The following is a 13,345-nucleotide window of genomic DNA, read 5'->3' as shown; positions in this document are numbered from 1 at the left end:
GGGTTGTTTCAGGCAGTAAATAAAAAATCCACTTAAGAAGGTAGGTGTTACATGTCCGAGCTTAATGAAAAGTTAGCCACAGCCTGGGAAGGTTTTGCGAAAGGTGACTGGCAGAACGAAGTCAACGTCCGCGACTTCATCCAGAAAAACTATACTCCGTATGAAGGTGACGAGTCCTTCCTGGCTGGCGCAACTGACGCGACCACCAAGCTGTGGGACACCGTAATGGAAGGCGTTAAACAGGAAAACCGCACTCACGCGCCTGTTGATTTTGACACTTCCCTTGCGTCCACCATCACTTCTCATGACGCCGGCTACATCGAGAAATCTCTTGAGAAAATCGTTGGCCTGCAGACTGAAGCTCCGCTGAAACGTGCGATTATCCCGTTCGGCGGTATCAAAATGGTAGAAGGTTCCTGCAAAGCGTACAATCGCGAGCTGGACCCGATGCTGAAGAAAATCTTCACTGAGTACCGTAAAACTCATAACCAGGGCGTATTTGACGTTTACACCAAAGACATCCTGAACTGCCGTAAATCTGGTGTCCTGACCGGTCTGCCGGATGCGTATGGCCGTGGCCGTATCATCGGTGACTACCGCCGCGTTGCGCTGTACGGCATCGACTTCCTGATGAAAGACAAATACGCCCAGTTCGTCTCTCTGCAGGATAAACTGGAAAACGGCGAAGATCTGGAAGCAACTATCCGTCTGCGTGAAGAAATCTCTGAACAGCACCGTGCGCTGGGTCAGATCAAAGAAATGGCTGCCAAATATGGCTGCGATATCTCTGGTCCGGCAACCACCGCTCAAGAAGCAATCCAGTGGACCTACTTCGGCTACCTGGCCGCTGTTAAATCCCAGAACGGCGCGGCAATGTCCTTTGGCCGTACTTCCAGCTTCCTGGACATCTTCATCGAACGTGACCTGAAAGCCGGTAAAATCACCGAGCAGGATGCACAGGAAATGATTGACCACCTGGTCATGAAACTGCGTATGGTTCGTTTCCTGCGTACTCCTGAATATGATGAACTGTTCTCTGGCGACCCGATTTGGGCAACTGAATCTATCGGTGGTATGGGCGTTGATGGCCGTACTCTGGTAACCAAAAACAGCTTCCGTTTCCTGAACACCCTGTACACCATGGGGCCGTCTCCGGAGCCGAACATCACCATTCTGTGGTCTGAAAAACTGCCGCTGAGCTTCAAAAAATTCGCTGCTAAAGTGTCCATCGATACCTCTTCTCTGCAGTATGAGAACGATGACCTGATGCGTCCTGACTTCAACAACGACGACTACGCTATCGCTTGTTGCGTAAGCCCGATGGTTGTTGGTAAGCAAATGCAGTTCTTCGGTGCTCGCGCTAACCTCGCGAAAACCATGCTGTACGCAATCAACGGCGGCGTTGATGAAAAACTGAAAATGCAGGTTGGTCCTAAATCTGAACCGATCAAAGGCGACGTTCTGAACTTCGACGAAGTTATGGACCGCATGGATCACTTCATGGACTGGCTGGCTAAACAGTACGTCACTGCGCTGAACATCATCCACTACATGCACGACAAGTACAGCTACGAAGCCTCCCTGATGGCGCTGCACGACCGTGATGTTATCCGCACCATGGCATGTGGTATCGCAGGTCTGTCCGTTGCCGCTGACTCCCTGTCTGCAATCAAATATGCGAAAGTTAAACCGATTCGTGATGAAAACGGTCTGGCTGTCGACTTCGAAATCGAAGGCGAATACCCGCAGTTTGGTAACAACGACTCTCGCGTTGATGATATGGCCGTTGACCTGGTTGAACGTTTCATGAAGAAAATTCAGAAACTGCATACCTACCGCAACGCTATCCCGACTCAGTCCGTTCTGACCATCACCTCTAACGTTGTGTATGGTAAGAAAACCGGTAACACCCCTGACGGTCGTCGCGCTGGCGCTCCGTTCGGACCAGGTGCTAACCCGATGCACGGCCGTGACCAGAAAGGTGCTGTTGCCTCTCTGACCTCCGTTGCTAAACTGCCGTTTGCTTACGCGAAAGATGGTATCTCTTATACCTTCTCTATCGTTCCGAACGCGCTGGGTAAAGACGACGAAGTGCGTAAAACTAACCTCGCGGGCCTGATGGATGGTTACTTCCATCACGAAGCCTCCATCGAAGGCGGTCAGCACCTGAACGTCAACGTCATGAACCGCGAAATGCTGCTCGACGCGATGGAAAACCCGGAAAAATATCCGCAGCTGACCATCCGCGTATCCGGCTACGCAGTACGTTTTAACTCCCTGACTAAAGAACAGCAGCAGGACGTTATTACTCGTACCTTCACTCAGACCATGTAATGGTATTGACTGAAATCGTACAGTAAAAAGCGTACAATAAAGGCTCCACGCAAGTGGGGCCTTTTTAGCAATACGTTCCAGCCCCAGTCTCTTTTGTCCGCTGTCTATACTCTATGGATAACAGCCAAAACAGACTTAACACAGCCGGTTTGAGCTGTGCATGCACAGGCCCCGGACGGGCCGAATCTGGAGATATCACCGCAATGTCAACAATTGGTCGCATTCACTCCTTTGAATCCTGTGGCACCGTCGATGGCCCGGGGATCCGCTTTATTACTTTTTTCCAGGGCTGCCTGATGCGCTGCCTCTATTGCCATAACCGCGACACATGGGATACCCACGGCGGTAAAGAGATTACCGTTGAAGAGCTGATGAAAGAGGTTGTCACCTATCGCCACTTTATGAACGCTTCCGGCGGCGGCGTGACCGCATCCGGCGGCGAGGCTATCCTGCAGGCCGAATTTGTTCGCGATTGGTTTCGCGCCTGTAAGAAAGAAGGCATTCATACCTGCCTCGACACCAACGGCTTTGTGCGCCGCTACGATCCGGTCATTGATGAACTGCTGGAAGTCACCGACCTGGTGATGCTCGACCTCAAGCAGATGAACGACGAAATTCACCAGAACCTGGTTGGCGTTTCAAACCATCGTACGCTGGAGTTTGCTCGTTATCTGTCAAACAAAAACATCAACGTCTGGATCCGCTACGTTGTGGTTCCGGGCTGGTCCGATGATGATGATTCCGCGCATCGCCTGGGCGAGTTTACCCGTGACATGGGCAACGTCGAGAAAATCGAACTGCTGCCCTATCATGAACTGGGCAAACATAAGTGGGTAGCGATGGGCGAAGAGTATAAGCTGGACGGCGTCCACCCGCCGAAGAAAGAGACCATGGAACGCGTGAAAGGTATTCTTGAGCAGTATGGTCATAAGGTGATGTATTAAATTTTGTCTTAACAAAACGGCTGCCGGACAGAGCAGCCGTTTTGTTATTCCGGTAGGGAAAACACAGGAAAGAAAGCTTTGCGTTTATTGATTTCAGGGATTTTACTGCTTTCATCTCAGTATCTGAACGCCGCCAGCAGCTGCGATATCCGCGCCATCGTCCAACACGCCTGGCCGGATGCGAAACCAACGGCCGAAGGTGCGTTCACACTCAGTCATCAGGTCATTGATATCACGGGTAGCTCACCGCAAAGCGCTATTTGTCGCGTCTGGCCTGCCCACCCTGAGCTAACCCTGGCCGCAGTGCCGCTTATGTCCCCGGAAAAGACTGATTATGACCACACTGGCGATCTGGAACTGCTGGTGGTTGATACTGCAAGCCTGGAGGTAAAGCAGCGGCTCCTGCTGCCAGAACTGATGAGCGATGATGCGGTTCGCCTTACCGGTATCATGCTTGATACTGCGCGCTGGAGAGTCGCCCCCGGGAAAACCGCTTTTGGCCTGCATGTTACCCGTAGCGGTAGTTCACGAGTAAATCCTTTCAGTGAAGATGTGCTGTCGTTGTACGTAATTGACAATAACCAGCTACGCACTGTGTTAAAAGGGATACTGCTCGAGGAGAACAGCGGTGAGTGGGACGGAAACTGTGCTGGAGAGTTTAATAGCAGCAAACGCACCCTTGCCATAGATAGCGCTTCCCACAATGGTTACGCCGCTATTCGGGTCAGTGAAAAAAGCGTTGCATCCACCGCCTATATTGACGCCAATAATGAATGCACGTCGAAGGATAAATCAGGAAAAGCCAGCTGGCTCCTGCGTTATGATGGTAAACAGTATGCCATCCCCAAAAATCTGGCGCCGCTTGAGTAGCCGCTCTATGAGATAAAGTATTGCGATAGTTTATTCGCTACGCTTTCCATCGTGAAAATCAGCATTTGATGTCCTTAATGATATTCCGCATCGCGCTCATCTCACTCTGTCAGCGCCTGGGCAAGGGGACAGGTTATAACAATGAGCAGCAGTTCAGAATAAGACCCGATTTACGGCACTTACCGCTTCTTAATAAGAATAGCCAGGAGATATCCCCTGGCTATTATTGACAAAATCAGGCATGAGCCACTGGCGTAGGATGATGCCCTGCTTTACGCAACAGCGTCAGCAGGTAAAGGAATGAGACGCTGGCTATCATGATAAACAGCAGATTATCAGAGAAGTTCTGCATCAGCATCGCGGTCAGCGTCGGCCCAAGCAGGCTGCCCACGGTATAGCTCATTAGTAGCGCCTGGTTCATTGCCACCAGTTGATGACGCTCAACTTTTTCACAGGCCCAGGCCATAGCGACCGGATAGAGCGTGAACCCTGAGGCGCCAAGTACAAACAGCGCAGGCGCCATTGCGGCCTGGCTCAGCATCGCCAGGCAGCCGAGAATCACGACAAACACCTGTACGCGCAGGACCATCAGACGACCGTAACGATCGGCCAGTCGACCAATTGGCCACTGCCCAACGATACCAGCGCTCACCATCACGGCCATCCAGAAGCCGATGCCTGAATCACTCACACCTTTATGGTTGAGCCACAGGGGCATCAGCCCGTAGAGCGATCCAAGAACGATCCCGGAAATAATGCAGCCGTTAACCCCATGACGTGCCTGACGCAACCTTAACATCGGCCAGATACGCGCCGGTTCGCGCGGTTCATCGGCCTGATTCACCACCCGGGCAAACAGCAAGGGCAGAATACCGGCCAGCGCCAGAGCCGTTACCCAGGGCAGAACGCTCATCAAATCCGTCGGTAGCTTGCTGACCATTAACTGGCCCAGCACCGTACCAACGTAATAAATCATCATATATGCCGCCAGCAGGCGGCCACGGCTGCGTGAAGTGCCGCTACAAACCAGCGCGCTCTCAACGACCACCCAAATCATTGCGCAGCCTACGCCCGCGATAAAACGCCAGCTGAACCAGCTCCAGAAACCCAGGGTAATACCAAGACCAACGCAACCCACGGCAAAGATAATTGATGCCAGGTAATAGCTGCGATTAAAACCCAGACGCTTGATCACCCACCCGGCAAGTAAAGTTCCCACCAGATTGCCGGTAAAATATGATGATCCTACCATTCCGACCTGCCAGGTCGGCATCTTTTCATGGGCGAGCCAAAGCGGGACGAGCGTATTTAGAACCGCTATCGCCAGGGTCAAAAGAAGCAGGCCACAGAGCAGCATTTGCACTGGCCGGGTATAGATGGTCATGGATATCAACCGTGGTGGAGTTCAGATTTCGTGCGCATCATGCCACTGCTGTAAACATTGTCAATCCACCTGAAATCAGGCCTGACGCGGTTTGCGGGGTAACGATAGAAGATTTTTATCCAGCGGATCGGCAACAGATTAAATATTTATATTATTCTATTGTTTTTATTAATTTATTGGAAAATTAAGTCTGGAATATCGGTAGAAATATTTCATGAATCGACCGCACTTTTTATCGCGCCAGAAATAATCATTCTGGCGCGATAAATAACGATTAGCTGGCGATTGCCATCCCTACGGTCATATGCAAGCCGTAGAAGACGCCGCGGCCAATCATCTCGCCGACCAGTACCAGCACAAATGCCAGCCCTAACAGGGGTAAAGCGGGTTGATAGCCCTTAAGCTGCGGAGCAATCCAGCATACCAAAGCCAGCGCCAACGCTACGACACGCCAGGCCATTAGCGAGCCGTAGTCCGGCACCAGCGCAGAAGCTTGCTGAATCGAACTATGGATTGTCAGCAGTTCATTTCCCTGCATCAGTACCACAATTACGCTCACCACCAGCGCCAGCAGAGTCACCGCCGGCAACAGACGCATCGCCCAGCCATTAACTCCCGCAAAGCGCAGCAGCAGATACCCCAACAGCGGACCGCCAATAAACATCGTCAGGAAGAAACTGAACGGTGTCCAGACTGAGTACCAGGTAGGCACCGTATCAATGGTGTTATAAACACGGACCATCATCCAGACGAAGATAACCCCCAGCACCATAGTCATGGCCAGCCAGAGATTACGCAGTCCTGATGGTAGCTTATTGACCACCGCCAGAAGCCAGCCGATACCGCCGACAGCAAAGAAAAGCGCCCCGCTGGCGATTTCATTACTCAGCGATGAAGCACCAACGCGATTCAGCGAGTTAAAAGCGCGCATCGGCGACCCAAGATGCAGAGTTGAGGCAATAAAGCCGAGGCCCATCAGTACCCACAGGCCAAACATACTCCACACTACACGCTGCTGCTGTTCACGCGTCAGGTCGCCTTTCATTAACGCCAGAGCCAGTACAATAAAACCGCCCACAACGCACTGACCAAAGACCGTGAACACTATCAGCGGCCATTCATGCCATCCACTCCCCATATCACACCTCCTTCGGGTTAGCCAGGTATCCGGTGGTATCTCCACACGGGCGGCTGTTGGCGTTAGGTTTAATCACAATGCTTGGTTTAGTGAAGTGGGCCGAAGGCAGCGGCGCAACGGCAGCCAGCTGGCCGTGCTTTTCACGCAACTCTTCAATTGGGCCAAAATCAAGCGCGCGCAGCGGGCAGGATTCCACGCAAATCGGCTTTTTGCCCACGGCAACGCGTTCGTAGCAGCCGTCGCATTTAGTCATATGCCCTTTTGTCGCATTGTACTGCGGCGCGCCGTACGGACAGGCCATATGACAGTAGCGACAGCCGATACACACATCTTCATCCACCACCACAAAACCATCTTCACGCTTGTGCATCGCCCCGCTCGGGCAAACTTTAGTACAGGCAGGGTCCTCACAATGGTTGCAGGCAATAGAAAGGTAATAGGCAAAGACGTTCTGCTGCCATACGCCGTTGTCTTCTTGCCAGTCGCCACCGGCATATTCGTAGATACGACGGAAGCTCACTTCCGGCGTGAGGTTTTTATAGTCTTTACAAGCCAGTTCGCAGGTTTTGCAACCGGTGCAACGGGCGGAATCAATAAAAAATCCATACTGAGTTGTCATCGGTTACTCCTTACAGCTTTTCAACCTGGACAAGGTTGGTATGCGATGGATTGCCTTTCGCCAGCGGCGACGGGCGCTGGGTGGTCAGCACATTAATGCTGCCCGCCTGATCCACGCGACCTGCATCCGGGTTATACCAGGCCCCCTCACCCAGCGCGACCACGCCAGGGATCATTCTCGGGGTCACTTTGGCTTCGATATGCACTTCACCACGATCGTTGAAAATACGGATCCGATCGCCATTAGCGATACCGCGCTTCTGGGCATCGAGCGGGTTGATCCACATTTCCTGACGGCATGCGGCTTTCAATACATCAACGTTGCCGTAGGTAGAGTGGGTACGCGCTTTATAGTGAAAACCGGTGAGCTGCAGCGGGTACTTTTTAGCCAACGGATCGTTGTGGTTTTCGAAGCCAGGGCTGTATATCGGCAACGGATCGATTACATCCTCTTCTTTAAGCTCCCAGGTCGCCGCGATTTCCGCCAGCTGCGCGGAGTAAATTTCAATTTTCCCTGACGGCGTCGTTAACGGATTGGCGACAGGATCCTCACGGAAAGCCTTATAGGCAACGTGATGACCTTCCGGGTCGCGCTGCTTGAATATCCCCTGCTTGCGGAATTCATCAAACGGCAATAGCCCAGGGATCGCTTTACGGGATTGCTCATAGAGATGACGCAACCACTCTTCCTGGGTCCGGCCTTCGGTGAAACGCTGCTCTACGCCCATACGTTTCGCCAGTTCTGTTGTCATCTCATAAATGGTTTTACATTCAAAACGCGGTTTGATGGCCTGGTCGGCAAAAATAACGTAGGACATGTTGCCGCAGGATGCATCCAGGGCAAAATCCATCTGCTCCGAGGCCGTACAATCCGGCAGCAGGATATCGGCATATTTTGCCGATGAGGTCATGTGGCAATCAATGACCACAATCATTTCGCATTTAGTGTCATCCTGCAGGATGTCATGGGTACGATTGATTTCTGAATGCTGGTTTATCAGACAGTTACCGGCATAGTTCCAGACCATTTTAATAGGTACATCGAGCTTATCCTTGCCGCGAACACCATCGCGCAGAGCGGTCATTTCGGTCCCGCGCTCAATTGCATCGGTCCACATAAACATGGAAATACTGGTTTCGACCGGATTATTTAGCGTCGGCATACGTTCAAAAGGCAACGAGTAAGAACCTTCACGCGCGCCGGTATTCCCGCCGTTGATCCCAACGTTGCCGGTTAAGATCGCCAGCATTGAAATCGCACGCGACACCAGCTCTCCGTTGGCATGACGCTGTGGTCCCCACCCCTGAGAAATATAGGCAGGTTTAGCGCTGGCAATCTCACGCGCCAGCTGCACGATACGCGCCTTAGGAATGCCGGTAATCGTTGATGCCCACTCCGGAGTTTTCGCTATGCCATCATTGCCCTGGCCGAGAATATAGGCCTTGTAGTGACCATTGGCCGGCGCGCCTTCAGGCAGCGTTTTTTCGTCATAGCCAACGCAATATTTGTCGAGGAAAGGCTGGTCAACGAGATTCTCGTTAATCATTACCCAGGCCAGCGCGGAGACCAGCGCGGCATCGGTTCCGGGGCGGATCGGGATCCATTCATCTTCGCGGCCGGCTCCGGTGTCGGTATAGCGCGGATCGATAATAATCAGCCTGGCGTTGGATTTCTCCCGCGCCTGTTCAAGGTAGTAGGTTACCCCGCCGCCGCTCATCCGGGTTTCTCCCGGGTTGTTGCCAAACAGCACTACCAGCTTACTGTTTTCAATGTCCGACGGGCTATTGCCATCGGCCCAGCCGCCGTAGGTGTAGTTCAGGCCTGCGGCGATTTGCGCAGTAGAGTAGTCGCCGTAGTGGTTCAGATAACCGCCGCAGCAGTTCATCAGACGGGCAATCAGAGTTTTACCCGGTGGCCAGGAGCGCGTCAGGGTACCGCCGAGGGTTCCGGTGCCGTAATTCAGATAAATAGATTCGTTACCGTACTCTTTAATCAGCCGCTGCATATTGCTGGCGATAGTGTCAAACGCTTCTTCCCAGCTAATTTGTTCAAATTTACCTTCACCGCGTTTACCAACGCGCTTCATGGGATATTTCAGGCGGTCTGGATTATAGACACGCCGACGCATTGAGCGACCACGCAGGCAGGCACGAACCTGGTGCAGGCCGTCGTAGCTATCGTCGCCGGTATTGTCTGTTTCAACATATTTAATTTCACCATCAACCACATGCATCCGCAGAGGACAACGGCTACCGCAGTTAACCGTACAGGCGCTCCAGGTCACCGTTTCGCTGGCGGGAGTGAGGCTATCCGCAGCGTGGGCAATACGCGTGAAGGGTAAGGTAAAAGCACTGCTGGCCATCGCCAGTCCGCCAATCGCCGTGGTTTTCATTAAACCACGCCGGCTCACCTCGGCAGCCAGTAAAGCATCGGGGGTTTTGATTTTCATAGATACTCGCTTTGGTTGCTCACAATTAATTGAATACGCTATATATAAAAATACATAGCGAAATTAACCGTTATTAATTTTTATGCTGGTTAATCCAAAGTGAGTATCTGTGTATTCACAGAGCTGATTATTGCCCGGTATCAAGAAGGGAGTAAAAAAAAAGCGCCCGCAGGCGCTTTTAAGAAAATTACCGAATATCAGCCGATAAATTCGAGGCCGCGCATATACGGGCGCAGAACTTCCGGGATCTCAATCCGACCGTCCGCCTGCTGATAGTTTTCCATCAGCGCAACCAGCGTACGTCCAACCGCAAGGCCAGAACCGTTGAGAGTGTGTACGAGACGAGTTTTCTTATCCGATTTGCTGCGGCAACGCGCCTGCATACGACGCGCCTGGAAATCCCATACGTTAGAGCAGGACGAGATTTCGCGGTAGGTATTCTGCGCCGGTACCCACACTTCCAGATCGTAGGTTTTACAAGCGCTGAAGCCCATATCACCCGTGCACAGAGCCACTTTACGATACGGCAGTCCCAGCAGCTGCAGTACTTTCTCAGCATGGCCGGTCATCTCTTCGAGTGCCGCCATTGAGTCTTCCGGACGCACAATCTGCACCATTTCAACTTTGTCGAACTGGTGCATACGGATAAGACCACGGGTATCACGACCATAGGATCCGGCTTCAGAACGGAAACAAGGCGTATGCGCAGTCATTTTGATCGGCAGATCGTCTTCATCGATGATTTCATCGCGAACCAGGTTGGTCAGCGGGACTTCCGCCGTCGGGATCAGCGCATAGTTGCTGCTGTCAGCTTCTTCTTCCAGCGGACGGGTATGGAACAGGTCGCCCGCGAACTTTGGCAGCTGACCGGTACCGTACAGCGTGTCCTGGTTAACCAGATACGGAACATAGTTTTCGCTGTAGCCGTGTTGTTCAGTATGCAGATCCAGCATAAACTGCGCCAGCGCGCGATGCAGGCGGGCAAGCTGGCCTTTCATCACCACAAAGCGAGAGCCGGTCAGCTTCACCGCGGCAGCAAAATCCAGCCCTCCGTGCATTTCACCCAGCGTCACGTGATCGCGAACGTCAAAATCAAACTCACGCGGCGTTCCCCAGCGGCTGACTTCAACGTTGTCGTTTTCGTCGCGACCGGCCGGAACGTCATCGTGCGGGATGTTAGGGATAGTCAGTGCGATATCGCGGATTTCCGCCAGCAGCGCGTCCAGCTCGGTTTTCGCCGCATCAAGCTGCTCACCGAGTTTGTTCACTTCCTGGCGTAATGGCTCGATATCTTCCCCGCGCGCTTTCGCCTGGCCTATGGATTTCGATCGGGAGTTGCGCTCCGCCTGCAGGTTTTCAGTTTGAACCTGCAAAACTTTACGACGCTCTTCCAGAGCGCGAAGTTTATCTACATCCAGCTTAAAGCCCCGGCGTGCCAGTTTTTCTGCGACTGCGTCTGGCTCGGTACGCAGCAGATTGGGATCGAGCATGCTTATCCTGTGCTTATCGAATTAATAAAGAAAAATGGCCGCAGAGCGCGACCACGGAAATAGTGTGACAACCTTACCGCAACGCCTCAATTATCGGTAGCGTTTTATCGGGCTATTTTGATCCTGTTCGGCTAACCAGGTGAGCTTTTCACCTATTTTGCCCTCCAGCCCCCGGTTTGTCGGCTTATAATAGCGCGTTTGCGCCATTTCCTGCGGGAAGTACTGCTCCCCGGCAGCATAAGCATTCGGTTCATCGTGCGCGTAGCGATACTCCTGCCCGTAGCCCATCTCTTTCATCAACCGGGTTGGGGCATTGCGTAAATGTACCGGTACGTCGTAATCAGGGCGTTCCCGGGCATCAGCCATCGCCGCTTTAAAAGCGGTATAAACTGCGTTGCTTTTTGGCGCACAGGCCAGATAGACGATGGCCTGAGCAATCGCTCGTTCGCCTTCCGCCGGTCCGACACGAGTAAAACAGTCCCAGGCGGAAATAGCCACCTGCATGGCGCGCGGATCGGCATTGCCGACATCTTCCGAAGCAATCGCCAGGCAGCGCCGCGCTACGTAAAGCGGATCGCCTCCGGCGGTAATAATTCGCGCATACCAGTAAAGCGCCGCATCCGGCGCGCTACCGCGAACCGATTTGTGCAGCGCGGAGATTAAGTCGTAAAAACGATCGCCTTTGTTGTCGAAACGCGCGCTACGCTCGCCGGCAATTTCGGTCAACAGTTCAACCTTTAGCACACGATTACCAGCGTCATCGCTCTCGGCCATATCGGCCATCATTTCCAGCGTATTGAGAGCCCGGCGCGCATCGCCGTTGACCAGGTCGGCGATCGCTTTGCGCGTCTCGTCCGGCAGAACAATATTTTGCCCGCCGTAGCCGCGAGTTTTGTCACTCATCGCCTGATTGAGCACCTGCTCAATGTCATCACTGGTCAGCGACTTCAGCAGATAGACGCGCGCCCGGGAGAGCAGCGCCGAGTTGAGTTCAAAAGAAGGGTTTTCCGTTGTCGCGCCGATAAAGGTGATGGTTCCATCTTCGATATGCGGCAGAAAGGCATCCTGCTGGCTTTTATTAAAACGGTGGACTTCGTCGACAAACAGAATCGTGCGGCGCCCCGCGTTGCGGTTTTGACGCGCGCGTTCGATAGCTTCGCGGATCTCTTTAACCCCGGAGGTAACCGCTGAAATACGTTCAACATCTGCGCTGGCGTAGCGCGCAATCACCTCGGCCAGCGTGGTTTTCCCTGTCCCCGGCGGCCCCCAGAGGATCATTGAGTGCAGATGCCCGGCTTCAATCGCCCTCGGCAGGGGTTTGCCCGGCGCCAGCAAATGCTGCTGACCAATGTACTGCGCTAAATTTTCTGGCCGCATACGGGCGGCCAGAGGTTGAAACGCGTTATCGGAAAAATCGAGCGACAGATTGCTCACGTTCGCCTCTACTTACGTTGATCGTCCACCGTAACCCCTTGCGGCGGCGTAAAGGTGAACTTAGATGCATCGACGGCACCATTTTGTTGCGATTTCAGCTGATAGCTGCTGCGTTGATCGTCCTGTTCCACGGCGCTGAACTGATGGATCGTTCCATCACGACCCACGTTTATGGTGAACTGCTTCAGATTACCGCTACCGTTTTTCGGTGTCAGAACAAAATCATCGCCGTTCTGCTTAATGTTGTAGTTCTGCCAGTCGCTGGCCTGGTTGCGGGCAATCAGCATAAACGGCGTGTTGCTGGTCGCATCTTTCAGCCAGGTAGCGGTAGCCTGCTCAACAAACGGGTTGTAGAACCACAGCGTTTTACCATCAGAAACCAGAACGCTTTCGTCCGGCTGGGTCATGTGCCAGTTGAACAGATTTGGTCGCTTGACCCAGAGATCGCCCTGTCCGTCCTGCACGGCGTTACCGCTGCCGTCCGTCACTTTTTGCGTAAAGCTGGAGTGGAAGCTGCTCACTTTATCAAGGCGGCTTTTTAAATCGCTGGCGGCATCCGCCCAAACCTGGCTGACAACAAAACTGGACAGTAATGCACAGGTGATTGCGAGTTTTTTCATTGTTATTCCTTAATGTGCGTCACTCCCGACGCGGGAGCCTTGGTCTGCTGCTAATGTAGAATC

10 protein-coding genes are annotated in these 13,345 nt (G+C 53.0%); 3 read left to right on the top strand and 7 right to left on the bottom strand.

The window, feature by feature from the left end:
• The first annotated feature begins 51 nt into the window (after positions 1 to 51).
• The 3 genes from pflB (at position 52) to GJ746_RS09045 (ending at position 4,148) form a co-directional block, all read left to right on the top strand.
• Positions 52 to 2,334: a formate C-acetyltransferase gene (gene pflB / locus GJ746_RS09055; RefSeq protein ID WP_154679896.1), complete on the top strand. Its 2,283-nt coding sequence runs from the start codon at positions 52 to 54 to the stop codon at positions 2,332 to 2,334.
• 203 nt (positions 2,335 to 2,537) lie between these two features.
• A complete protein-coding gene (gene pflA / locus GJ746_RS09050) occupies positions 2,538 to 3,278 on the top strand; it encodes a pyruvate formate lyase 1-activating protein (protein WP_004871674.1) in 741 nt (246 codons plus the stop codon).
• A gap of 78 nt (positions 3,279 to 3,356) precedes the next feature.
• Positions 3,357 to 4,148: a hypothetical protein gene (locus GJ746_RS09045; protein ID WP_154679895.1), complete on the top strand. Its 792-nt coding sequence runs from the start codon at positions 3,357 to 3,359 to the stop codon at positions 4,146 to 4,148.
• 235 nt (positions 4,149 to 4,383) lie between these two features.
• Here the strand turns inward: GJ746_RS09045 and GJ746_RS09040 are convergent, their stop codons facing one another.
• The 7 genes from GJ746_RS09040 to lolA form a co-directional block, all read right to left on the bottom strand.
• Positions 4,384 to 5,532, bottom strand: coding sequence for an MFS transporter (locus tag GJ746_RS09040; protein ID WP_154679894.1), 1,149 nt, complete (start codon positions 5,530 to 5,532; stop codon positions 4,384 to 4,386).
• A 274-nt stretch (positions 5,533 to 5,806) separates the two neighbouring features.
• On the bottom strand, positions 5,807 to 6,670 hold the full coding sequence (locus GJ746_RS09035; RefSeq protein WP_154679893.1) for a dimethyl sulfoxide reductase anchor subunit family protein: 864 nt from the start codon (positions 6,668 to 6,670) through the stop codon (positions 5,807 to 5,809).
• A 1-nt stretch (position 6,671) separates the two neighbouring features.
• Positions 6,672 to 7,289 carry a DMSO/selenate family reductase complex B subunit gene (locus tag GJ746_RS09030; RefSeq protein ID WP_154679892.1) on the bottom strand — a complete coding sequence of 206 codons (618 nt, stop codon included), beginning with the start codon at positions 7,287 to 7,289 and terminating at the stop codon, positions 6,672 to 6,674.
• Between the two features lie 10 nt (positions 7,290 to 7,299).
• Complete coding sequence (gene dmsA, locus GJ746_RS09025; RefSeq protein ID WP_154679891.1) at positions 7,300 to 9,738, bottom strand: dimethylsulfoxide reductase subunit A; 2,439 nt, start codon at positions 9,736 to 9,738, stop codon at positions 7,300 to 7,302.
• Between the two features lie 197 nt (positions 9,739 to 9,935).
• Entirely contained in the window at positions 9,936 to 11,228 is a 1,293-nt protein-coding gene (gene serS, locus GJ746_RS09020; RefSeq protein WP_154679890.1) for a serine--tRNA ligase, read from the bottom strand.
• Positions 11,229 to 11,318: 90 nt separating this feature from the next.
• Positions 11,319 to 12,662 (bottom strand): replication-associated recombination protein RarA, encoded by a 1,344-nt coding sequence (gene rarA / locus GJ746_RS09015; protein WP_154679889.1) that lies wholly within the window; start codon positions 12,660 to 12,662, stop codon positions 11,319 to 11,321.
• Positions 12,663 to 12,670: 8 nt separating this feature from the next.
• Positions 12,671 to 13,282, bottom strand: a complete 612-nt coding sequence (gene lolA / locus GJ746_RS09010; RefSeq protein ID WP_004130911.1) for an outer membrane lipoprotein chaperone LolA — start codon at positions 13,280 to 13,282, stop codon at positions 12,671 to 12,673.
• Positions 13,283 to 13,345: the final 63 nt, after the last annotated feature.

Source organism: Klebsiella oxytoca, assembly GCF_009707385.1.
GTDB lineage: Bacteria > Pseudomonadota > Gammaproteobacteria > Enterobacterales > Enterobacteriaceae > Klebsiella > Klebsiella oxytoca_C.
This window is presented reverse-complemented; position numbering and strand designations above follow the sequence as displayed.

What these genes read in the sequence shown, in the direction of transcription:
- serS (WP_154679890.1), bottom strand. Translation starts at nt 11,228, where the DNA reads ATGCTCGATCCCAATCTGCTGCGTACCGAGCCAGACGCAGTCGCAGAA.
- dmsA (WP_154679891.1), bottom strand. Translation starts at nt 9,738, where the DNA reads ATGAAAATCAAAACCCCCGATGCTTTACTGGCTGCCGAGGTGAGCCGG.
- pflA (WP_004871674.1), top strand. Translation starts at nt 2,538, where the DNA reads ATGTCAACAATTGGTCGCATTCACTCCTTTGAATCCTGTGGCACCGTC.
- lolA (WP_004130911.1), bottom strand. Translation starts at nt 13,282, where the DNA reads ATGAAAAAACTCGCAATCACCTGTGCATTACTGTCCAGTTTTGTTGTC.
- GJ746_RS09035 (WP_154679893.1), bottom strand. Translation starts at nt 6,670, where the DNA reads ATGGGGAGTGGATGGCATGAATGGCCGCTGATAGTGTTCACGGTCTTT.
- pflB (WP_154679896.1), top strand. Translation starts at nt 52, where the DNA reads ATGTCCGAGCTTAATGAAAAGTTAGCCACAGCCTGGGAAGGTTTTGCG.
- GJ746_RS09030 (WP_154679892.1), bottom strand. Translation starts at nt 7,289, where the DNA reads ATGACAACTCAGTATGGATTTTTTATTGATTCCGCCCGTTGCACCGGT.
- GJ746_RS09040 (WP_154679894.1), bottom strand. Translation starts at nt 5,532, where the DNA reads ATGACCATCTATACCCGGCCAGTGCAAATGCTGCTCTGTGGCCTGCTT.